The sequence below is a fragment of the Pseudonocardia wallangbongensis genome (assembly GCF_054486945.1).
In genome coordinates this window covers 127,550-148,484 of record NZ_JBRERS010000015.1, presented here as the reverse complement: position 1 = coordinate 148,484, position 20,935 = coordinate 127,550, and the positions used below count along the sequence as shown (strand labels likewise).

General features: G+C 72.1%; 18 protein-coding genes. 9 read left to right on the top strand and 9 right to left on the bottom strand.

What is annotated here, in order from left to right; genetic code table 11:
• Nucleotides 1–14: 14 nt before the first annotated feature.
• The 5 genes from ACU436_RS36700 to ACU436_RS36680 are packed head-to-tail and all read right to left on the bottom strand — an operon-like array spanning nucleotide 15 to nucleotide 5,116.
• A complete protein-coding gene (locus ACU436_RS36700; RefSeq protein WP_459031695.1) occupies nucleotides 15–458 on the bottom strand; it encodes a TetR family transcriptional regulator C-terminal domain-containing protein in 444 nt (147 codons plus the stop codon).
• 27 nt (nucleotides 459–485) lie between these two features.
• Entirely contained in the window at nucleotides 486–677 is a 192-nt protein-coding gene (locus tag ACU436_RS36695; RefSeq protein WP_459031694.1) for a DUF6052 family protein, read from the bottom strand.
• Nucleotides 655–2,034, bottom strand: a complete 1,380-nt coding sequence (locus ACU436_RS36690; RefSeq protein ID WP_459031693.1) for a phenylacetate--CoA ligase family protein — start codon at nucleotides 2,032–2,034, stop codon at nucleotides 655–657. The genes ACU436_RS36695 and ACU436_RS36690 overlap by 23 nt, the downstream gene beginning before the upstream one ends.
• Nucleotides 2,031–4,232, bottom strand: coding sequence for an oxidoreductase (locus ACU436_RS36685; RefSeq protein WP_459031692.1), 2,202 nt, complete (start codon nucleotides 4,230–4,232; stop codon nucleotides 2,031–2,033). The genes ACU436_RS36690 and ACU436_RS36685 overlap by 4 nt, the downstream gene beginning before the upstream one ends.
• Nucleotides 4,229–5,116, bottom strand: a complete 888-nt coding sequence (locus ACU436_RS36680) for an LLM class flavin-dependent oxidoreductase (RefSeq protein WP_459031691.1) — start codon at nucleotides 5,114–5,116, stop codon at nucleotides 4,229–4,231. Before ACU436_RS36680 ends, ACU436_RS36685 begins: the two co-directional genes overlap by 4 nt.
• A gap of 68 nt (nucleotides 5,117–5,184) precedes the next feature.
• Here ACU436_RS36680 and ACU436_RS36675 point away from each other — a divergent pair, with 68 nt between their 5' ends.
• From ACU436_RS36675 to ACU436_RS36665, 3 genes are read left to right on the top strand one after another with little or no spacing between them, the layout of a single operon-like run.
• The gene (locus ACU436_RS36675) at nucleotides 5,185–6,072 is read left to right on the top strand and encodes a PaaX family transcriptional regulator (RefSeq protein WP_459031690.1); all 888 of its coding nucleotides are present in this window, start codon (nucleotides 5,185–5,187) and stop codon (nucleotides 6,070–6,072) included.
• A 37-nt stretch (nucleotides 6,073–6,109) separates the two neighbouring features.
• Nucleotides 6,110–7,132, top strand: a complete 1,023-nt coding sequence (locus ACU436_RS36670) for a Bug family tripartite tricarboxylate transporter substrate binding protein (RefSeq protein WP_459031689.1) — start codon at nucleotides 6,110–6,112, stop codon at nucleotides 7,130–7,132.
• 28 nt (nucleotides 7,133–7,160) lie between these two features.
• Nucleotides 7,161–7,859, top strand: coding sequence for a class II aldolase/adducin family protein (locus tag ACU436_RS36665; protein ID WP_459031688.1), 699 nt, complete (start codon nucleotides 7,161–7,163; stop codon nucleotides 7,857–7,859).
• 395 nt (nucleotides 7,860–8,254) lie between these two features.
• Here ACU436_RS36665 and ACU436_RS36660 read toward each other — a convergent pair whose 3' ends face one another.
• Nucleotides 8,255–8,854 (bottom strand): HdeD family acid-resistance protein, encoded by a 600-nt coding sequence (locus ACU436_RS36660; RefSeq protein WP_459031687.1) that lies wholly within the window; start codon nucleotides 8,852–8,854, stop codon nucleotides 8,255–8,257.
• Between the two features lie 81 nt (nucleotides 8,855–8,935).
• Nucleotides 8,936–9,505, bottom strand: a complete 570-nt coding sequence (locus ACU436_RS36655; RefSeq protein WP_459031686.1) for a hypothetical protein — start codon at nucleotides 9,503–9,505, stop codon at nucleotides 8,936–8,938.
• Nucleotides 9,506–9,633: 128 nt separating this feature from the next.
• Between ACU436_RS36655 and ACU436_RS36650 the strand changes: the two genes are divergently transcribed.
• Entirely contained in the window at nucleotides 9,634–10,629 is a 996-nt protein-coding gene (locus ACU436_RS36650) for a DUF389 domain-containing protein (protein WP_459031685.1), read from the top strand.
• A 5-nt stretch (nucleotides 10,630–10,634) separates the two neighbouring features.
• Here the strand turns inward: ACU436_RS36650 and ACU436_RS36645 are convergent, their stop codons facing one another.
• Nucleotides 10,635–12,551: an alkyl/aryl-sulfatase gene (locus ACU436_RS36645; RefSeq protein WP_459031684.1), complete on the bottom strand. Its 1,917-nt coding sequence runs from the start codon at nucleotides 12,549–12,551 to the stop codon at nucleotides 10,635–10,637.
• Between the two features lie 286 nt (nucleotides 12,552–12,837).
• Between ACU436_RS36645 and ACU436_RS36640 the strand changes: the two genes are divergently transcribed.
• Nucleotides 12,838–15,519 (top strand): LuxR C-terminal-related transcriptional regulator, encoded by a 2,682-nt coding sequence (locus ACU436_RS36640; RefSeq protein WP_459031683.1) that lies wholly within the window; start codon nucleotides 12,838–12,840, stop codon nucleotides 15,517–15,519.
• Here the strand turns inward: ACU436_RS36640 and ACU436_RS36635 are convergent.
• Nucleotides 15,506–16,459, bottom strand: a complete 954-nt coding sequence (locus tag ACU436_RS36635; RefSeq protein ID WP_459031682.1) for a hypothetical protein — start codon at nucleotides 16,457–16,459, stop codon at nucleotides 15,506–15,508. The genes ACU436_RS36640 and ACU436_RS36635 overlap by 14 nt on opposite strands.
• A 295-nt stretch (nucleotides 16,460–16,754) precedes the next feature.
• On the opposite strand from ACU436_RS36635, the gene ACU436_RS36630 reads away from it, so the two are divergent.
• From ACU436_RS36630 to ACU436_RS36615, 4 genes are all read left to right on the top strand, one after another.
• Nucleotides 16,755–16,955: a hypothetical protein gene (locus ACU436_RS36630; RefSeq protein ID WP_459031681.1), complete on the top strand. Its 201-nt coding sequence runs from the start codon at nucleotides 16,755–16,757 to the stop codon at nucleotides 16,953–16,955.
• Nucleotides 16,956–17,022: 67 nt separating this feature from the next.
• Nucleotides 17,023–18,225 carry an AI-2E family transporter gene (locus ACU436_RS36625; RefSeq protein WP_459031680.1) on the top strand — a complete coding sequence of 401 codons (1,203 nt, stop codon included), beginning with the start codon at nucleotides 17,023–17,025 and terminating at the stop codon, nucleotides 18,223–18,225.
• A gap of 7 nt (nucleotides 18,226–18,232) precedes the next feature.
• Complete coding sequence (locus tag ACU436_RS36620) at nucleotides 18,233–19,894, top strand: SulP family inorganic anion transporter (RefSeq protein WP_459031679.1); 1,662 nt, start codon at nucleotides 18,233–18,235, stop codon at nucleotides 19,892–19,894.
• A 321-nt stretch (nucleotides 19,895–20,215) separates the two neighbouring features.
• Entirely contained in the window at nucleotides 20,216–20,905 is a 690-nt protein-coding gene (locus ACU436_RS36615) for a fasciclin domain-containing protein (RefSeq protein ID WP_459031678.1), read from the top strand.
• The last annotated feature ends 30 nt before the right edge of the window (nucleotides 20,906–20,935 follow it).

Below are 20,935 nucleotides of genomic sequence, written 5' to 3'. Positions count from 1 at the left end.
GTCGCTGTGCGGACTCAGCGATCAGCCCCGTCGCGGCCGACCTCGCGGAGCGATCGGATGTGCCGTACCAGCACCTGACGTGCCCATCCGGGGTCGGCGTCGGCGGGCTCGTAGATCAGGTGGGCCGCGAGGCCGTCGATCACGGCGTGCAGCCGGACCGACTCGAGCTCCCGGTCGGCGTCCTCGGCCAGATCACTCGCGTCGTCGAGCCTGCCGATCATCCATCGACAGGCGTCCCGGGTGGTCCGGTGCGCGGCGTCGCGGACGGCACGGAGACCCGCGTTCGAGCTCGCGGCCGTGAAAAGGGCCAGGTAGACCTCCATCTCCGCCCGGCGCTCGCGATCCAAGGGCAGGAGCTCGGCCGCCACTGCTTCCACCTCCTGTCCGGCCGTCGGTAGCGGCAGCACCGATGCCACCCGCGCCGTCGCGCGGTCGATCACCAGTTGCAGCGCGAACACTGATCACGGGGTGGCGTCGGCGCCCGGTCAGGGTGCGAGGTCGTTCGAGTACAGCTCGTAGACGATCCCGACCGTGTTCATCACCTGCGCGACCTCGGCCAGTGCGAGCCGGGCCGGCCCGCGCACGGCGGGCACCGGGTGATCGGCCAGCGCACGCAGGTCGGTGTACGCGCGGCGCAGCGCCGCCTCGTCCCCGTCACTGAGCTCCTCGGGACGCATCGGGATTCACCTCCTCGCGCAACGCGGGCCGGACGTCGGTGAACCGCTTGGCCTTCATGTCGAAGCGGGGCAGCGAGCCGATCTCGCCGACCAGGATCCGTGGCGTCACGCCGACCACCCGCTTTACCGCCGCGCCGAACCGCGCCGCGACGTCGGCCGCGACGTCGGCCGTGACGTGCGGCTTCGGTTCGAACGTGATGATCAGGGTGTCCAGCGCGCCCACGGTGTCCAGAACCGTTTGGAACTCCTCGACCTCCTCGAAGGAGCGGGCCACGTCCTCGACCATCGACGGGGTGAACAGACAGCCGCGGATCTTCTTGACGTCGTCGGCACGCCCCAGGATCCCGCCCCGGTAGAGGTCCCAGGTGCGGCCGCAGGTGCAGGAGTCGTGGGGTTCCCGCACGACGATGTCGTTGGTCCAGTACCGCAGCATCGTCATGCTCTCGCGGCCCAGCGTGGTCATGACGCGCACGCCCCGTGCACCGTGGGCAACCGGTCGCCGGGTGTCGGCGTCGAGCACCTCCTCGATCACGTCGGTCTCGATGATGTGCATGCCGGGAGCGTCCGGGCCGCACTCGAACATGATCAGCGTGCCGGCCTCGGTCATACCGGCGACCTCGAGCGCCGGTGCGCCCCACGCCCGCTCGATCAGTCGACGAGTCGTGGGCGGCCGCGGTTCGCCGGTGACGACCAGCAGCTCGATGTTGGTCTGGGTGGCGAGATCGACGCCCATCTGTTCCGCGCGATGGGCCATGTGCAGTGCGTAGGTCGGCGTGCACAGCAACGCCCTGATGTCCTCGGCGATGAGGAGCTCGATGCGTCGCTGCGTGTCCAACGACCCGGTGGCGATGGCCGTGGCACCGAGCCGTTGCAGGCCGTAGTGCCCGGCCCAGAACCCGATGAACATGCCGTAGCCGAACACCACGGCCACCTGGTCGCCCTGACGGATCCCGGTGCCGTACAGGCCGCGGGCGAACATGTCGGAGATCCAGGCCCAGTCCCGGGCCGTGTCGAAGGTGCGCAACGGGGGCAGGCCGCTGCTGCCGCTGGTCTGGTGCCGCGCGATCGCCAACGCGGGGTCGACCGCGGCCAGCGTCCCGTACGGCGGTGCTGCGGCCTCGGCGGTCAGGAGGTCTGCGCGGTACGACAGCGGGAATCGGGCGAAGTAGTCGTCCAGCCCGGTCACCTCGTACGGTCGGCATCCGGCGGCGTCCATCCGTGCGCGGTGGAACGGGGAACCCCGGTAGACGTGCCGCAGCTGGGCCTCGAGCTTGCTCCACTGCACCGCGCGCAGCTGGTCGCGAGGCATCGTCTCGGCGGCCGGGTTCCAGTAGCCGCGACGGACCGTGTCGGTCATCTTCGGACCTCCGATCCGGGTTCGGGCGCGTCGAACTCGGCGAGCCCTGGCAGGTCGAGGACACACAGGTCGGCTCGTCCGCCGGCGATGACGGTGTTCGCCTCGTCGCCGGACGTGATGCGTCCGCGGATCATCACGGGCACGCCGGTCTCGATCCGCACGTGCTCCGCGAGGCCGGCGAGGAAGTACGGGCCGTAGCTGGGCCTGCTGTCCGCCGTGGCCTGCCCGGCGACGAGGTGGACGAGCGTGCAGCCGTGCCCGGCGAAGTCGCGCACGGCCTCGGTCGCGTCCGCCACGCCGGCGCCGCCAGGAGCCCAGTCGTGCACGTTCATGCACACGGACAACGGCCGGTCCTCCGGCCACACCGCCCGGACCGCGCGGAACACCTCCACCGGGAACCTCGTCCTGGCGGCACGATCGCCCCCGTACCCGTCGGTGCGGGTGTTCGTCAGGGGGGAGAGGAAGCTGCCCAGCAGGTACCCGTGGCCGGCGTGGATCTCGAGGCCGTCGAACCCGGCCCGCAGGGCCCGCTGCGCTGCGTCGCGGAACCGGGCCACGACCGCGGTCATGTCGTCACGGTCCATCGCCTTCGGTCGGCGGCCGTACGAGGTGTAAGCCCGGTCGGTGGGGCCGAGCAGCGGCCATGCCTCGCCGTGGAGCGGCCTGTCGACACCGTGGTCGCGGGCAGCGGTCGCACCTCGGGGCCCGGCGTGCCCGAGGCGGGCCACGAGCAGCGCGGCCCCCTTCTCGTGCGCTTCCCGGATGATCGTGGTCCACCGACGCTCCTGCTCCTCGTTCCACAGGCCCGCGTCGGCCGGGGTGACCCGACCATCGGGGCACACGGCGAGGACGTCGGTCAGCACCGCGCCGGCGCCGCCCTGGACGCGGTGCTGCACCGCACGCCGGTGGCGGCGTCCGGGGGCGCCGTCCGGGCCGGCCATGTCGTTGCCCAGGGGCAGGACGGCGCGGTTCGCGACCGTGGTGGGGCCCACCCTCAGAGGCGTGAACAGCGGGCCGGGGGCGATGAGCACCGGTGCCGTCGAGGAGCAGGCCGCTCGCGCGAACCACCGGTCGAACCGGTCGGCGAACCGCGAGTCCCGTTGCCGGACGTCGTCGTAGGAGATGCGACCGCTGCGGGTGAGGAAGTTGAACATGAACTGTTCCGGGTCGAGGCCCATGTTGCGGTCGAGCGCCTCGAACCACAGCAGGCTGCGCAGGGCCGCGTCCTGGAACGCCTCCGCCACCGGCAGCCGGCCGTTCTCGTAGTAGGCGAACGCCTCGGGCAGCCGGTCGTGCTTCACGAGGGCGTCCACGAGCGCGATGGCGTCCTCCATCGCCAGTTTGGTGCCCGAGCCGATGCTGAAGTGCACGGTGTGCGCTGCATCGCCGACCAGCACCACGTTGTCCTTCGACCACGTGCGGTTCCTGACCGTGACGAAGCTCGACCACAGCGAGCGGTTCGAGAGCAGCGGGTGGCCCTCGAGGAAGTCGGCGAAGATCTTCTCGCAGAACAGGCGCGACTGTTCCTCGGTCATGCTGTCCAGGCCGGCCCGGCGCCAGGTGGCCTCGCCGCATTCGATGACGAACGTGCTGTGGTCGTCGTCATACGGGTACGGCGTGCCTTGGAAGATGCCCCACTCGGTGGGCCGGACGAGATAGGTGAACACCTCCGGGCGCCGGCTGGTGCCGTACCAGGCGTACTTCGCGGTGCGGGTGTCGAAACGCGGCCGGAAATGGCTCGCCGAGGCCGAGCGGATGCCGCTGTTCACGCCGTCGGCGGCGATGACGAGGTCGTGGTCGGCGAACGCCGAGGTGTCCGTGAGCTCGGTGTCGTGCTCGACGAGGACTCCGAGCTCGGCGCACCGTTCGGTGAGGATGTCCAGCAACGTCGTCCGCGACAGGCCGGAGAAGCCGTGTCCGTGGGCGCGGAGCAGCTCCCCCCGGAAGGAGACGTCGATGGCGTCCCAGCGGGCGAAGCTCTCGCGGATCCGGAGGTGGGTGGCGGCATCGGCCTGCTCCAGTGCGCCGAGGGTCTGTTCGGAGAACACGACGCCCCAGCCGTAGGTGGCGCCGCGCGGGTTGCGGTCGACGACCCGGACCTGGGTCTTCGGGAACGCCTTGCGCAGCAGGGCCGCGGCGTAAAGGCCACCAGGGCCACCGCCGACCACCAGGACCTTCCCGAGCGGCCCGGCGTTCATCGCATGGCTTTCGCCGTCGTCGGGGTGTCCGGCGCCGCGCCGGCCTCGACGACCGCGTCGGCCAGCCGGTCGAGCTGCGTCCGGGCGGCGACGGCCGGCAGCAGCACCAGGTGGTCGCAACCGGCCTCGGCGTACGCCTGCATGAGCTCGACGGCCTGCTGGCGGCTCGTCAGCAGGCCAGAAGCGATCTTGTCGGCGAACGCGCCGGTGAAGCCGTAGTAGTCGCGGACGTAGTTCGCGCCTGCGGCGGCGTCAGCGCCGAAGGCGAAGTACGCCTGGCCCCACATCTCCGGGACGCCCGTGCGGCCGGCGTCGATCCACGCCGCGCGCGCCTCGGCCGCCGCACGACCGAACACGCGCGGCGGGCCGCCGCCGTGGATGTAGCCGTCGGAGTGCCGGGCCATCCGCGCAAGGGCCGCGCCGGACGTGCCGCCGGTCAGGAACCGGGGCCGGGATCCCGACCCGGTGCCCGGACCGAGGCGTCCGCTGTCCCACAGCCTCGGGATGTCGACCAGCTGGTCGGTGAGCATCGCTCCCCGGCGGGCGGTGTCGGCGCCTGCGATCTCGTAGTCGTCCTGCCGTGCGCCGACGCCGACGCCCACCACGAGGCGGCCACCGGACAACCGGTCGATGGACGCCAGCTGCTTCGCCAGCAGCGTGGTGCCCCGCAACGGAGCGATGAGGATCGTGGTGGCCAGCTGCACGCGGGACGTCACCGCGGCCGCGGCCGAGAGCGCGACCAGCGGCTCGTAGCTGTCGTACACCAGCCGATCGAGGACCGCGAGGCTCGCGAACGGCCCATCGTCGACCTGCCTGGCCCACGGCACGATCTCGTTCGTCGCGACCTGGGGAATCGCGGTGGGAAGTGCCACGCCGACTCTCACGCAGAATAGGCTGCACCTGACGTCGGTCAGGTGTCAACTGTTGGCGGCTGACTAAGGTGGTCGGAACCATGGACGACAGACGGGCCGACCGTGGCGACTCACAAGAGTTCGTCATGACGCTGCTCGCGATCTTCGGACGGCAGGACGACCGTCGGCTGTGGTCGGGCGGCCTGGTGCGCGTGCTGAACGAGGTCGGCTACTCGACGTTGGCCGCCCGAGCAGCGCTCAACCGTCTCGTCGGCCGGCATCTCCTGACGCGGGTGCGCGCCGGGCGGCACGTGTACTACGAGATCACCCCGCGCTGCGCCGATCTCCTGGCGGAGGGCGACCGGCGGCTGTTCACGCTCGGGAACCGCGCCGAGTGGGACGGCACTTGGACGACGGTGTGGCACGCGTTGCCGGAGTCGCAGCCGGTGGAGCGCAACAGGCTCGCTCGTCGCCTGCGGTTCCTCGGCTTCCGTCCGGTGCAGGACTCGATCTGGTTGTCACCGCACACCCGAGACCGCGAGGTTCACGGCGTCGCCCTGAGCATCGGGGTCGCGGACCGGATCGGGGTGCTGGTCGGCACCTCTCCGGTCGACCTCCCGGTCGACCACCTCGTCGAACGGGCGTGGGACGTCGAGGGCCTGTGCGACCGCTACGAGCAGTTCGTCGCCGAGTTCGCGGACGCGGTCCCGGCGGGTTCGGGCGGACCGGACGCCGACCGGGCCGCGTTCATGGTCCGCGTGCGCGCTGCCCACACCTTCCGCCAGTTCGCCGTCCTCGACCCGGAGGTACCCGATCGGCTGCTTCCACGCCCGGTCGCGCGGCACCGCGCCGCGGACGCGTTCCGGCGAGTGATGGTGGAGCTCGAACATCCGGCGGGCAGGTACTTCGACGAGGTGATGGCGGGCGGTGCTCCGCCGTCGTGTTCCTCAGATCAGAATAATCAGCCCCGTGAGACAGAACGTCCGTAGGTTGCTGTCGTCGACTCGACGATGAGGGGACAGCGGCATGCGACGACTTCTCGGTGCACTCACCTGCGGGGTCCTGCTGGCGCCGCTCCTCGCCGGCTGCGGCGCGGACGCGTCCGGCGCGGGGTCCGGGAGCTTCGCGGGCGAGACCATCGAGATCGTCGTGCCGTTCAGCCCGGGTGGAGGCTACGACACCTACGCCAGGCAGCTGGCGCCGGCGCTGGAGAAGCGGCTCGGCGCCACGGTCGCCGTCGTCAACGAGCCGGGCGCCGGCGGGCTGCTCGCCACCAACGAGCTCTGGAACGCCCGCCCGGACGGCTCCTCGATCGCCATCCTCAACATGGTCGGCCACCTCGGCAGCGCCCTGGCCGGCGCCCCCGGGGTGCAGTACGACGCCACGAAGTTCTCCTACATCGGCCGGATCAGCCAGGAGCCGGACGTCGTCGTCACGGGTGCGCGCGGCCCGCTCCGGACGTTCGACGACGTGCTCTCGGGCATCCCGGACCGTCCCCTGCGGTTCGGGGCGGGTGGCCCGGGCTCCCTCGAGTACATCGACGCGGTCGTCCTCGGGTCGCTGTTCGGCCTCCGCAGCGAGGTGGTCACCGGGTTCGAGGGGAGCAGCGAGGCGTCCCTCTCGGTCGTGGCGGGCGACGTCGACCTGCACGCCCTCTCCCTGAGCAGCCAGCTGCCGGGCATCGAGGGCGGTGACACCAGGCCGCTGCTGGTGGTGGGTGCGGAGCCGGTGCCCGAGCTGGCCGGGGTGCCGACCGTCATGGACTACGCCACGGACGCCAACCGGTCGCTGCTGGAGAGCCACACGCGGATGCTCGAGACCGGCCGGGCGTTCGCCGCACCGCCCGGCATGGACCCGGACCTCCTCGCGGAGCTGCGGACCGCATTCGCCGACGTCGCCACCGACGAGGCGTTCGCGGCCGAGTCCGCGGCGGCGGGGCGCCCCATCGACTTCGCGGGCGGCGAGGAGGTGCAGGCCACGGTCGAGGAGCTGATGGCGGCACCGCCGGAGTACGTGCAGCTCTTGAAGCAGGCCTTCACAGCCGGATGACGACGACCGAGAGGACCGGGGACGCGACATGGACCTGAGCGAGGCCAGGACGAGGATCGCCACGGCGATCCGGATGCTCGAGTGCGCGGGGCTGCTCGACATGAACGGGCACCTGAGCTACCGGCCTCCGGGCACCGACCGGGTCCTCATCAACTCCCGCCGGGCGAGCCGTGCCGCGCTGACCGCGGCCGACATCGTGACCATCGATCTCGACGGGAACCTGCTCGAGGGCGCCGACGAGCCGCCCAGCGAGTTCCACATCCACACCTCGATCTACCGGGCCCGCCCCGATGTCGCCACGGTCCTGCACAACCACCCGCACTGGCAGACGGTGCTCGGGATCGCCCGGATCCCGCTGGAGCCGGTGTTCTCCATCGGTTCCTTCGTGCACCCCGACCTGCCCGTCTACGAGACCTCGAGCCTCGTGAACACACGGGAGATCGGCGAGGAGCTCGCGGCCGAGCTGGGCGCTGCCGATCTGATCACCATTCGGCACCACGGGAGCGTCCTCGTGGAGGCCGACATCGAGGCCGTCTTCGCCAGGGCGGTGTTCGTGGAGCAGAACGCGGAGAAGCAGTACCAGGCGGCGCTGCTCGGCCCGGTGAAGCCGATGCAGGGGAAGAACCTGGAGCGCACGCGCACCACGAACTGGTCACCCAAGATCGCACGCAAGGTCTGGGACTACCACGAGCAGAAGGCGCGCGCCGACGGCCGGTTGCCCGGCTGAGGGCTACGGGGGGGGTGCGCTACCCAGGCTTGATCAGCGTTTGCGGTTCTCCGGCCGCTCCGGGAGGGTGTTGCCGAACCGGGGCGTGGTCGACCTCGCGGCCCGGGGGCGGAACGTGCTCGCACCGGTGGCTCTGGGCGGCGAGGGGCCTCGCGCATCGTGCGAGGCCGCCCCTCACCTGTGCGCCCCCTCCCGGGCACATCGCGGGCAGGTCGGGCGCGGCGCCCCGAGGACCAGTTTCACACGCGCACGCAGTGATCCCCAGCACCCAACCCGGGCGCCTCCCCGACGCATGGGACCGGGCGTAACCCCGGGCGCCGGCCGCGACCACCTGGCCGGGTGTGGCGAGCCGATTCGGCAGCACCCTCCCAGTGCAGCGCGTCCCACCGGCGGCCTCAGGTCTGTGGCGCGACGGACACCGCGGGCGCCCGGCCCCGGTGTGCGATGACGCCCTGGGCGATGAGCACGACACCGAGGACAAGGAGGGTGATCCCGAACAGCCACGTGAGGACGACGAGGCTCGTGCCCGGGTAGACGAGGACGACCACGCCACCCAGCACGGACAGGGCGCTCGAGGCGATCGCCCAGCCCCGGGCCGTGCCCCCATCGCCGCCCAGGGCGACGGCGATGCCCACGACGCCCTGCACGACCCACATCGCGCCGATGAGCAACCCCAGCACGATCGCGGTCTGCAGTGGTTCGCGCAGGCACAGCAGCCCGACGAGGATCGAGAGCGCGCCGAGCAGGATGAAGAGCACCCGCCCGCCCGGCCCGCGGTCGGCCGAGAACGCCGAGACCAACTGGAGGACCCCGCAAACGACCAGTTGGACGGCGAACAGCCATGCGATAACCCGGACGGTCGCCCCGGGCCACGCCAGGACGAGCAGACCTATCAGCACCGTCAGCGCGCCCGCGGCGAGCATCAGGCCGGGCGATTCGGCGATCTGCCCGAGCCGACCAGGTGGGCTCGTGTCATCCGCGCCGTGACGGTTCATCGGAACCTCCTCGCCCTCGCCGTCGTGACGATGCTCGAACGACGGGGGATCCGCCTCGTCCGGACGGGATGATCCGACCCGTCATCGCGCCGTCTCCTTCTCCCCGAGTTCCCGCCGTTGGATCGTCCAGCCCACGACGGCGAGGGCCAGCCAGACCGCGGTGGTCACGACCGACTGCCATGGCGTGCCCGGTGCGCGGAGGAACCCGAGCGCGTCCGGGAACGCCCGTGCTACGCCGCTCAGCGCCAGGCCGGCGCCGCCGAGTGCGCAGGCCACGGCCAGCGCGCGCTGCCGGAAGTGCTGGGTGGCGATCCCGCCGATGAAGCCGGTGGCGGCGATGAACAGCACGGCCAGCACGACACTGCCGCCTGCCGGCTGGAGAAGCCCGAAGACCTTCGCCCCGATCACCGTCCCCGCGAGGCCGCCGACGAAGAACAGGGCGACCCGGAACACGAGGTGGGCGACGACCCAGGCGCCGACCGCCGCGGCCGCCGCCACGACCAGCGCGGTGAGGGGGGCGGCGCCGAACGGTTCGGTCAGCAGCCATCCGACCGCGAAGCCCGACGCCAGCAGGGCGAGGTTGAGCGATCTGACGCCGGCGAAGCAGAGCAGAAGGCCGACGGCCAGCAGCCCGAGTCCCGTGGTGTCCATGGGTCGCCTCCGTTCCCAGGAGATCGTGCGACGGATGCCCGGCGGGCCACGTCATTCCGGACGGGTGATCCGACGACGGGAGCGGCGGCGCAGCATCCGGGTATGGGCGTGACACGCGCGGGGCGGCGGTGACTGCGCACCCGTCCGCCGCGTCGGGCGTGACGGGCGCCGACGTCGACCGGATGGTCGAGCGGCTCTTCCTCGACGGCCGGCGCAAGTTGTCCGCGTTCTGGGCGCTGCTGGTTCTCGCGGCGGTCATCGCCGGGGCCGGTGTCGTGGCCGACTCGACGGCGACGGTAATCGGGGCGATGATCGTCGCGCCGTTGATGACCCCGATCCTGGGTACGGCCCTGGCTGTGGTGCTCGGGGAGCCCCGGTGGGTCGTGCGCGGGATCGCGATGATCGTGGCCGGTGCCGCCGCTGTCGTGGCGCTCGGCTTCCTCCTCGGCCTGCTCGTGCCCGAGCCCGTCGTGGCCGACAGCAACTCCCAGGTCGCGGGCCGCGTCAGCCCGCACCTCATCGACCTGGTCGCCGCGCTCGCCACCGGTGTGGTCGGCGCGTTCGCACTGGTCCGCTCGGATGTGTCGGACGCGCTGCCGGGCGTGGCGATCGCGGTCTCCCTGGTGCCCCCCTTGGCGGTGGTCGGGCTGACCCTGGAGTCGGGCGAGCCGCGGCAGGCGCTCGGGGCGTTCCTGCTGTTCACCACGAACGTCGCCTCGATCATCGCGACGGGCACCCTGCTGCTGCTCGCCTACCGGATCCGGACGGTCGCCGCGGCTGCGGGGCGCCGGGTCGGCAGGCTCGGACCGCGCTCGCTGGTGGTAGTGATCGGCTTCGTCGTGCTGGTCGCGGCGCCCCTGGGCATCGGCAGCGTCCAGGCCGTGGTCCAGAACAACCAGGTGGCCGGGATCCGGCCCGTGGCGGAGCGCTGGGCCGCCGCGGGCTCGTGGCAGATCGTCGGGGTGAGCGGGACCGACGACGGGATCCGCATCGACGCCGTGGGACCGCCGCCGGCCGTCGACGTCGGGTCCCTGCGCCGTGACCTCGACGCGGCGGGCTTCGCCGACGTACCTGTTCGCGTTTCGCTCGTCGTGGGCGGGATCCACGACCTGCCGCCGGGGTGAGGCGACTACGGCGTGACGATCGCGAAGCCCGGGTCGGGGGTGTCGAGGACGCCGAGGAGCCGGTCGAGCACGTCGCGTGCCCCGTCGACGGTCAGGTTGCCCGCCCGCTCCAGCTCCCCGGCACCGGTCCGGCCGGAGAGCAACGCGAGCAGCGCCTGCCTGTCGATCCGGACCGTGGCGTCGGCGTCGCCGCGGCCGGAACCTGTCCCATGGGTGAGGACGCCGTTGCGCAGCCGGGACCAGTGCCGCTCCTCGGTCCCGTCCGGCCCGGTGATCATCCACTCGATGCCCACCCGCAGGTCCCAGGCCTGCGGCCCGTTCACCCGGATCGCCAGGCTGTCGAGCAGCTGCCCGAGGCTGAGCTGGGCCATCATGTCCGGCGAGGCCGTCTCGGTGGGGGTCCCGGTCGTGCCGCCGCGCAGCTCGAAGGCTCCGGTCAGGAAGAAGTTGCGCCAGGTGCCGTTCTCGGCGCCGAAGCCGAGCTGTTCGAGCGCGGCGGCCTGCAGCTCGCGGGCGTCGGCGTGGCCGGGCTCGGCGAACACGAGGTGCCCGACGAGCTCGGCGACCCAGCGGAAGTCCCCGGCGACGTAGGCCCGCTTCGCGACCTGCAGCAGCGCGTCCGCACCACCGATCGCCTCGACGTAGCGGCGGCCCGCCTGCTCGGGCGGGTGCGGCCACAGGTGTGCGGGGTTGCCGTCGAACCAGCCCATGTAGCGCTGGTAGATCGCCTTGACGTTGTGGCTGACCGAGCCGTAGTAGCCGTGGGTGTTCCAGGCGGTGTCCAGCGCAGGTGGCATCTCCAGCAGCTCGGCGATCTCGGCGCCGACGTAGCCCCGGTTGAGCAGCCGCAGCGTCTGGTCGTGCTGGTAGGCGTAGAGGTCGCGCTGCTCGGACAGCAGCTGCTCCACCCGGTCCCGGCCCCAGGTGGGCCAGTGGTGGGAGGCGAACTCCACCTCGGTGAAGTCGGCGAACAGCTCGATCGCCTCGGTGAGGTAGTGCGCCCAGGCGTGCGGGTCCCGCACCAGCGCACCGCGCAAGGTCAGCAGGTTGTGCAGGGTGTGGGTGGCGTTCTCGGCCATGCACAGCGCGCCGCGGTCGGGGAACAGGAAGTTCATCTCCGCGGGTGCCTCGGTGCCGGGGGTGACCTGGAAGGCGATCCGGACGCCGTCGATCGTCTCCTCCTGCCCGGTCCGGGTGATGTCGACGGTCGGCGGGATCAGGGTCACCGTGCCGGTGGAGGTGGTCATGCCGAGCCCGGCGCCCATCTGGCCTGCCGGTCCGACGGGCAGCGCGGCGCCGAACATGTAGGCCGCCCGGCGGGCCATGGCGGTGCCGGCGTAGACGTTCTCGGCCACGGCGTGCTCGACGAAGCCCTCGGGTGCCAGGACGGGGACGCGCCCGGCGTCGACGTCGTCGCCGGAGATCACGCCGCGCACGCCGCCGAAGTGGTCGACGTGGCTGTGGGTGTAGATCATCCCGGTGACGGGCCGATCCCCGCGGTGGGCGCGGTAGAGGGCCAGCGCCGCGGCGGCGGTCTCGGTGGAGATCAGGGGGTCGATGACGATGACGCCGGACCGGCCTTCGACGAGGGTCATGTTCGACAGGTCCATGCCGCGGACCTGGTAGATGCCCTCGGTGACCTCGTAGAGCCCGTGCAGCGCGACGAGCTGGGCCTGCCGCCACAGGCTCGGGTTCACGGTGGCCGGATGGGACGTCTCGAGTACCGAGGACCAGGCGTCGGCGTCCCAGACGACCCGCCCGTCGGCGGCCCGGACCTGCCCGGGGCTCCGCGATCCGACGAATCCGCGGTTCGCGTCCTGCAGGTCGGCGGTGTCGGCGAACGGGAGGCGGGCCTCCATGGCGGCCGCGGCCGTGAGGATGTCGCGGCTGGGAACGGTCCCGGTGGCGGTCGTCTCGGTCATGACGACGAAGGGTCGCGGCCCGCGGCCCGAAAATCATCATCCGGATCGGGTGAGATCGGGGGAAACGATCTTCGCAACCCATTGTTCACTCAACGGAACTGTGATCATCCGGGCGATTCTGTCCGCTGATTGATTACGCTCCGTTGAGCTGACCGGACCCTTGTGCAACCGGTGGACCTGCGGCTACGGTCGAACGCCTGCCGGTTGCCAGATCGATTTACGGGGCCATCACGGGCTGGTTCGAGGACCCAACAAGATTATGGTCATACCTCTGTCGAAAATTCAGGTGCCACATATCCCTCCGTCCGTCATCGGGCGGGAGGAGCTGGTCGACATCCTCGACTGGGACGACGACGAGGCCGGGCGGGCCGTGCTGGTCTGCGCGCCTGCCGGGTACGGCAAGACGACGTTGCTGGCCCTGCACGCCCAGCGGCTGAAGCGCGAGGACCGGCTGATCGGGTGGATGACCTGCGACCGCCACGACGCCGACCCGGCGCACCTGTGGCAGGGCGTGCTCGCCGCGCTCACCGCGGCCGTGGGGCGTACGCCGGCCCACCGGCGGCCCCGGGATCCCTTCGGCTCGTTGACGGCGCCTGCCGTGATGGACCGGGCGTTCATCGCCGAGCTCGCCGAGGCGGTGGACGCGCTCGAGGCCCCGATGACCTTGGTGCTCGACGACTTCCACGAGATCACCGACCCCGGCACCCTCGCCGGGGTGACGGACTTCGTCCGGAGCCTGCCGAACCGGCTGAACCTGATCGTCGGAACCCGCCGGGACCCGGCGATCTCGCTGCACCGGCTGCGGCTCGACGGCCGGCTGCGCGAGGTCCGCGGCCTCGACCTGGCCTTCGGCCGGACGGAGGTCGAGCAGGTCCTCCGCGGGCAGGGCGTCCAGCTCGACGGCACGGACCTGACGATGCTCTGGCGACGTACGGAGGGATGGCCGGCCGCGGTGCGGCTCGCCTCGCTGAGCCTGGCGCACGACCCGGATCCCGAGCGCTTCGTGGCGGAGTTCGCCGGGGACGACAGCGCGGTCGCCGGCTACCTGGTCGCGGAGATCCTCAGCCGGCTGCCGGTGGCCCTCCAACAGTTCCTGCTGGACACGTGCGTGACCGACGATCTCACCGCCGAGCTCGCGGCGACGTTGTCGGGACGACCGGATGCCGGTGCGTTGCTGGACGGGCTGGAGCAGGCGAACGCCCTCGTGCAGCGCCTGGGGCGCTCGGGTGAGTGGTTCCGCTACCACGCCCTGCTGCGCTCCTACCTCCTCGCCGAGCTTCGTCGCAGGGACCTCAGCGCCGCCCGCACCCGCCACCGGCTGGCCGCCGTGTGGTTCGACGACGCCGGCCTGCCCGGCAGCGCCCTGGAACACGCTGTCGCGGCGGGTGACCCGGCCATGATCCGCGCGCTGTTGTCCCGGCACGGCATCCAACTGCTGCTGGCGGGCAAGGGCTCCCTGCTCATCCGGGTGATCGCGGAGAGCCCACCCGAGGTCGGGGACGATCCCGAGGTCCTCCTGCTGATGTCGATCGTCGCGTTCAGCTCGAGTGACCGGGTGGGTGGTGACCTGGCCCTGGCCCGGTTTCAGGCCTTGCTCGAGCGGGGCGCCGACACGGGGCCGGGTGCGGCCCGGACGCGACGCCTGCTCCACCTGGCCCGCTTCTACCAGGCGCGGATGCACGGCGACACCGGCGTCCTCGGACAGGTCGACGACCGGGCGGCCGCGGCCGTCCGCGGCCGCCGGGCCGACGACGACGTCGAGCTCCTCGTGCTCGTCAACCGGGGTGCGCTGCGCATCGCCGCAGGCGACTACCCGCGGGCCAAGGCCGACCTGCGCGCCGGCCTCGAGCTGGGGCGCCGCCGCGGTCACCACCGGCTCGCGCTGGACTGCATGAACCAGCTCACCGGTGCCACCGGAGGGCTGAGCGAGATCCGGGAGTCCGGCGAGTGGGCACGGCGCACGGCGGTCTTCGCGGCCGAGCACGGCTGGGCGACCTCGCCCCAGCTGGCCTACTCCTACGTGGTCGCCGGCTGGTGCGCCTACCTGATGCTCGACCTGGAGGAGGCGGGGCGCCAGGTCGGCCTGGCGATGGCCGCGATGGGGGGCGGTGCCATCGAGCCGGAGGCGGAGTGCGCAGTGCGGTCCGGTGCCGCGATCATCGCGTTCGACCGGTACCCGCAACGCCGGAGCGCGTTGCGGGACCTGAACCTGATCTGGGACCAGCTCCACGACGCGAAGCCGTCACCGGCCCTCGCGGCCTTCGCCCAGCTGGCCGAGATGCGGATGTGCCTGATCCTCGGCGACCGGGGCCGTGCGGCCGCCGTCGCCGCCCGGGCGGACGAGCTGCTGTCGGGCACCGGTGACGTCGCGGTGCTCCACGCCGTGGAGCTGCTCGACCACCAGCACCACGACCGTGCCCGCGCGCTGGTCGCGCCCGTGCTCGCCGGCGAGCTGTCGACCGTCGTCGTCACGAGCCTCATCACGGCCTGGCTCGTCGAGGCGCTCACGGCCGCACACGCCGGGATGAGCGAGACGGTCCATCGCGCGTTGCTGACCGCGCTCACCATCGGGGCGAACACCGGTGTGATGCGCCCCTTCTACGACTTCGGGCCACCGGTCCACGAGCTCCTGATCGCGGCGATCGGGCGAGCGGGCCACCTCGAGCCCTTCCTGGCGGGGCTGCTCGAGGCGTGGAGGAAGGCAGAGGCCTGGCAGGAGGCGCACGCTGCGGGCGAGGTCGTCGACCACGCCGTCGACCCGCACCCCGTGCTGGCCGCGCCGCTGACCGCACGGGAGATCGAGGTGCTGCGCGACCTGCCGTCCCTGCTCACCGCCGAGGAGATCGCCGGTGAGCACCAGGTCAGCGTCAACACGGTCAAGACGCACCTCCGGTCGCTGTACCGCAAGCTCGGGGCCGCGAACCGCCGCGACGCCGTCTCCCTCGCCCGCCGCCTCAGTCTGCTCTGAACCCGGCGTCGGACCCGGCTCGGCCGAGCTCGGCCTGCCCCGCCTCGTCGGCCGCGGCACGGTCGGCCGCGTCCGCCTCACCGGTGGTCCGGCGGCCGGCCAGCCACGATGCCACCGGCAGCTCGACGGCCAGGCCGACCAGCAGGATTCCCGACACCGCGGCGAGGATCGCCGGATCGTTGCCGAACGCGATCGCGACCGCGGCGAACGCCGGTCCGGCGTTGCGGGTGGGCGCGAGCAGCGCCGTGGTCGTCCGGGTCGTGCCGGTGCCGGCGGACAGCGCCCACCCCGCCACGATCCCCGCTCCGGTGAACACCGCCGCCGCCAGCAGCGTGCGCGATCCGATGAGGTCGACGATCTGCTGCCAGCTCCCCAGCACCCCGAGCGCGAGGACGCCGGCGAACGTCAGGTTCGAGGCGCGCGCCACTGGCGGCATCCAGGACGCCGCGGTCCCCGGTGCCCACGCCCGCATCGCGAGGCCGACCGCGAACGGCACCAGTTGCAGCACCGCGACGCTGAGGACCAGCCGGCCGACGGGAATGCTGACGGCCTGGCCGAGGCCGCTCGCCACCAGCAGCAGGTTCGCCGTGACCGGGAAGGTGAGGCTGCCGACCGCGGCGAGAACGACCTGCAGCACCGAACCCGTGACGACGTCGCCCTTCTGGATCATCGCCATCTTCGCGCCGAACGGGGCACCGGGTGAGGAGGCCACCAGCACCAACGCGACCAGCGCGGCGGCGGACAAGGAGAACAGCATGCCGACGGCCAGCCCCAGCAGCGGGACGACGACGAGGTTGGCCAGCAGCACCAGCACGACCAGCAGCCCGTTGCGCAGCACCGCGACCAGCGTGGAGACCTCCGTCCGCAGGCCCGCGGAGAGCATGGTCGCCACCACGAACACGACCAGCACCGTGTTCAGCAATGCCGCGATGATGTCCACGACGGTCCCCGTTCCCCCACGTCGCGTCGCCCCCGATCCGGGACGGCCTGCTGGGAGCCTCGGGCGCCGACCGCCGCGGCGCGTCGTCCGACGCGGATGAGGGCAGTGTGCGGGGACCACCCGCCTCCCCGGTCGCGGGGACGGGCACCCACCTGACGTTCCGCCGGAGGAGCGGGCGAGGCTCCGCGGACTCGTCCACGTCGGGTGAGGACAGCACCGCCGCGCCCGGCGGACAGTGACCCTCGCGGTGACCCAGCTGGACGGGCGCCATCCGCCCCTGGAGGAGGGGGTTCGGTTGAGATACGAGTTCAACATCGACAGCCGGCTGACCGAGACCGTGGTCGCGGCCTTCCCGGAGCTGAAGGTGTCCGAACGGCCCGGCAGCGGTACGACGCTGTTCGGGCCGGTGACCGACCGTGCTCATCTCGACGGGCTGCTGGCCCGGTTCAGCGACCTCGGTCTGGAGCTCGTGGACATGCACCGGCTCCCCGACTGAAGCACCCGGGTTCGCGGCTGAGCGGCCGGGGGCCCGCCCCGGCGGGCTCACACGGAAGGAGGCGAGGATGTCCGAGACCGCTCCCGCGGTGGGGCCCGCCGGGATCCCACGGGGTCTGGTGGTCGTGCTGACGGTCACCGGGCTCCTCGTCAGCACGCTCGCCCTGCAGCAGTTCTCCTCGATCCTGGCGCCGGTGTTGCTGGCCATGGTCCTGGTGATCGGGGTGCACCCGCTGACCGGCATCCTGAGCAGGCGGGGCGTGCCGCGCTGGCTCGCGGCCACCATCACCCTCGTCGTGGTGCTGGCGATCATCCTGGGCCTCGCGGCGTCCCTCGCCCTGTCGGTCGCCCGGCTCGGCACGATCCTCCCGCTCTACCAGGACCGGTTCACCGTGCTCTTGGGTGAGCTGCGCGCGTGGCTCGCCGGCCTCGGGATAGGCCCCGAGCAGCTCCAGCAGGCCATCGGGCAGATCTCGTTCGGCCGCGTCGCCGGTGTGGTGACCGAACTGCTCGCCGGGCTGGCAGGCACGTTCACCAACCTGCTGTTCCTGATCTTCGTCGTGTTGTTCATGGGGATCGACGCGCTGGCCTTCTCCCACCGCCTGGAGCTGGTCGAGGGCCGGAAGACCTCGATCGTGACCGCGCTGGGCGGCTTCGTCCGCGGGACCCGCAGCTACCTGCTCGTCTCGACCGTCTTCGGCCTGATCGTGGCCGCCATCGACGCGGTGTTCCTCTGGGCCGTCGGAGTACCGCTGGCCCTGCTGTGGGGCCTGCTCGCCTTCGTCACCAACTACATCCCCAACATCGGCTTCATCATCGGCGTGGTGCCGCCGGCGCTGCTCGGGCTCCTGGAGGGCGGACCGCGACTCATGATCACGGTGGTCGTCGCCTACTGCGTGATCAACTTTGTGATCCAGTCGATCATCCAGCCCAAGTTCGTCAGCGACTCGGTGAACCTCTCGCTCACCCTCACCTTCCTCTCCCTGGTGTTCTGGTCGTTCGTCATCGGCCCGCTCGGCGCGGTGCTGGCGATCCCCCTCACCCTCCTCACCAAGGCGCTCCTCCTCGACGTCGACCCGCAGACCCGCTGGATCTCGGACCTGCTCTCCGGCGGCCGTCCCGCCCCGGACGACCGCCCCGGCGAGGGGGCGCGGGCGCGCTCCGAGGAACAGACAGCCGGCGAGACCGGCCCCGGTGAGGGCACGGACCGCGACGAGCCCGAGCGCGACACCCGGACCCTGCCCGGTGCCGCGCGGCCCACCACATCGTGACGCCGCCGTGCTGAGGGGGTGGAGCGCCGTCTCGCCGCGGCGAGACGTCCTCGCCGGGCTGACCGTGTGGGCGGTCCTGGTGCCGGAGTCGCTCGCCTACGCCACGATCGCCGGCGTCTCGCCCGTCATCGGGCTCTACGCCGCCGTTCCCTCGCTCCTCGTCTACGCCCTGCTGGGCAGCTCCCGCCACCTCGTCGTCGCCCCCATGTCGGCGACGGCGGCGCTCTCGGCCGGCACCGTCGCGCTCTTCGCCGGCGGCGATGCCGCCCGTTACGTCGCGCTCACGACCGCACTGGCGATCGTCACCGGGCTGATCGCACTCGTCGCCGGGCTGCTCCGGCTGGGGTTCCTGTCCACGTTCATCTCCGAACCCGTGCTCAAGGGGTTCATCATCGGGCTGGCGCTGACGATCATCGTCGGCCAGGTGCCCGCACTCCTCGGGGTGGAGAAGGGGGAGGGCGAGTTCTTCGCCGAGGCCTGGCACGTGCTCACCGAGCTGGGAACGGTGAGCGTGCCGACCACCTTGGTCGGCCTCGGATCGCTGGCGGTCGTGATCGTTTTGCGCCGGTGGCTTCCGCTGGTGCCCGGCTCGCTGGTGGCCGTCGCGCTCGGCATCGGGGCGGTCGCCCTGTTCGACCTCACCTCCCGGGGCGTCGAGATCGTCGGGCCGATCCGGTCCGGGCTGCCCGCGCTCGGCCTCCCGGACGTCTCCCCGGGCGACTACCTGGCCCTGGCCGGGCCCGCCGCAGGGGTGGCGCTGGTCGGGTTCGCCGAGGGGCTCGGCGCCGCCAAGACCTACGCCGCCCGGCACGGCTACACCATCGACCCCGACACCGAGCTGGTCGGCCTGGGCGGCGCCAACATCGGGGCCGGCCTCGCCTCCGGCATGGTCGTCAACGGCAGCCTCTCCAAGACGGCGGTCAACGGCGGCGCCGGCGCCCGCTCCCAGCTCAGCGGGGTCGTCGTCGCCGCGCTCACGATCATCACGCTGCTGCTGCTCACCGGCCTGTTCGAACAGCTGCCCGAGGCCACCCTCGCGGCCGTCGTCATCGCCGCCGTGATCGACCTCGTCGACGTTTCCGCGCTCCGCCGCTTCCGCGCGGTGTGGACCACCCGGCTCGGCCGCATCTACCGCCACGCCGCCCGCGCCGACTTCGTGGCCGCGCTCGCGGCCTTGCTCGGGGTGCTGCTGTTCGACACCCTGCCCGGGCTGCTCATCGGCGTCATCGCCTCCATCGTGCTGCTCCTGCAACGTGCGTCCCAGCCGAACGTCCCGCGCCTCAAGCGCGACCGGGCCGGAGCCTGGGTGGACGTCGCCGGACCCGCGGACGGCGAGGAGATACCGGGCGTCGCCGTCGTCCGCGTCGAGGCCGGGCTGTTCTTCGCGAACGCCGACCACGTGCGGGAGCGGGTACTGGCGGTGGCCGGCCCCGGCACGCGGGTCGTCGTGATCGCGGGCGAGACGATCCCGACCATCGACCTCACCGCCGCCACCATGCTCGACGAGCTCGCCGCCCGGCTGCGCGGCCGGGACGTCGAGCTCGTGCTCGCGCACCCGATCGGGCAGGTGCGCGACGTCCTCCACACGACCGGCGCGGAAGCGCTGACCGTGGTCGGCACCGTGGAGGAGGCGGCCGCGCTCCGGAGCCGGGGCCGGCCGGACGGGTGACCCGCCGGGCCGGACCCGAACCGCGAGCGGGGCGGCCGTCGAACACGGTCCATGACAGTGCTGGTCCTCGCCGGGCTGCGCGCATCGGCCGGTCGCGCCTACCGTCCGGCGGCGCCGGGCCGTCGCGGCGCGCCGTGCTGATCGGTTCTCGGCGTGCCGACCCCGTTCCCGACGGTGCATCCGGGTGGTCCGCCACCATCTTCACCGCCGGCTGATCCGTGCCGTTATCTGAACGTTACCCGCATTTCTGAACCGCTCCGCCGTCGCCCTCGAACGCCAGGTGAGCCCGGTTCGCCGGGGAAGATCGAGGAAGGATTTGTCGTGCGTATCAACCGAATCGCCGCTGCCGGCGCTTTCGCCGCACTGACCCTGACGCTGGCCGCCTGCGGTGGCGGCATGGAGCAGCAGGCGGGGGGTGCGGAACCGAGCGCGCCGGCCACGCCGATGAACCCGATGACCTCCGCGCCGGCCGCGGCCGCGAGCGACGGGGTCACCACCAACGAGGATGTGTTCGGCCCGGCGTGTTCGCAGCTCCCGCAAGGAGACGAGCCCGGGTCGCTGAACAACATGGGCCCGCAGCCGGTGGCCAGCGCCGCGAGCACGAACCCGCTGCTCACGACCCTCGTCACCGCGGTCGGGAAGGTCGACGGGCTGGCCGACACCCTCAACTCGCAGAAGGCGATCACGGTCTTCGCGCCCTACAACGGGGCGTTCGACGAGGTGCAGAGCGCGGTGGGCGACCAGGCGTTCAACGAGCTGCTCGGTGACCAGAAGAAGCTGGGCGCGGTGCTCTCCTACCACGTCGTCCCGCAGCGCTACGACGCCGAGGGGCTCGTGGAGGCCGGTGAGGTCACGGAGCTCGCCGGCGGGCAGGTCACGATCGGTGGCACCGCCGAGGCGCCCACGGTCACCGACGGCATGGGCAACACGGCGAAGGTGCTGTGCGGCAACATTCCGACCGAAAACGCCACCGTGTTCGTCATCGACAAGGTCCTGATGCCCGCAGGCTGACCATTCGGGTGATGCGAAGTATCTGAGTTG

Bases quoted from the DNA above. Each gene is read 5' to 3' on its own strand.
- ACU436_RS36695 (WP_459031694.1), bottom strand. From the start codon at position 677: ATGCGTCCCGAGGAGCTCAGTGACGGGGACGAGGCGGCGCTGCGCCGC.
- ACU436_RS36690 (WP_459031693.1), bottom strand. From the start codon at position 2,034: ATGACCGACACGGTCCGTCGCGGCTACTGGAACCCGGCCGCCGAGACG.
- ACU436_RS36685 (WP_459031692.1), bottom strand. From the start codon at position 4,232: ATGAACGCCGGGCCGCTCGGGAAGGTCCTGGTGGTCGGCGGTGGCCCT.
- ACU436_RS36675 (WP_459031690.1), top strand. From the start codon at position 5,185: ATGGACGACAGACGGGCCGACCGTGGCGACTCACAAGAGTTCGTCATG.
- ACU436_RS36670 (WP_459031689.1), top strand. From the start codon at position 6,110: ATGCGACGACTTCTCGGTGCACTCACCTGCGGGGTCCTGCTGGCGCCG.
- ACU436_RS36665 (WP_459031688.1), top strand. From the start codon at position 7,161: ATGGACCTGAGCGAGGCCAGGACGAGGATCGCCACGGCGATCCGGATG.
- ACU436_RS36660 (WP_459031687.1), bottom strand. From the start codon at position 8,854: ATGAACCGTCACGGCGCGGATGACACGAGCCCACCTGGTCGGCTCGGG.
- ACU436_RS36655 (WP_459031686.1), bottom strand. From the start codon at position 9,505: ATGGACACCACGGGACTCGGGCTGCTGGCCGTCGGCCTTCTGCTCTGC.
- ACU436_RS36645 (WP_459031684.1), bottom strand. From the start codon at position 12,551: ATGACCGAGACGACCGCCACCGGGACCGTTCCCAGCCGCGACATCCTC.
- ACU436_RS36625 (WP_459031680.1), top strand. From the start codon at position 17,023: ATGTCCGAGACCGCTCCCGCGGTGGGGCCCGCCGGGATCCCACGGGGT.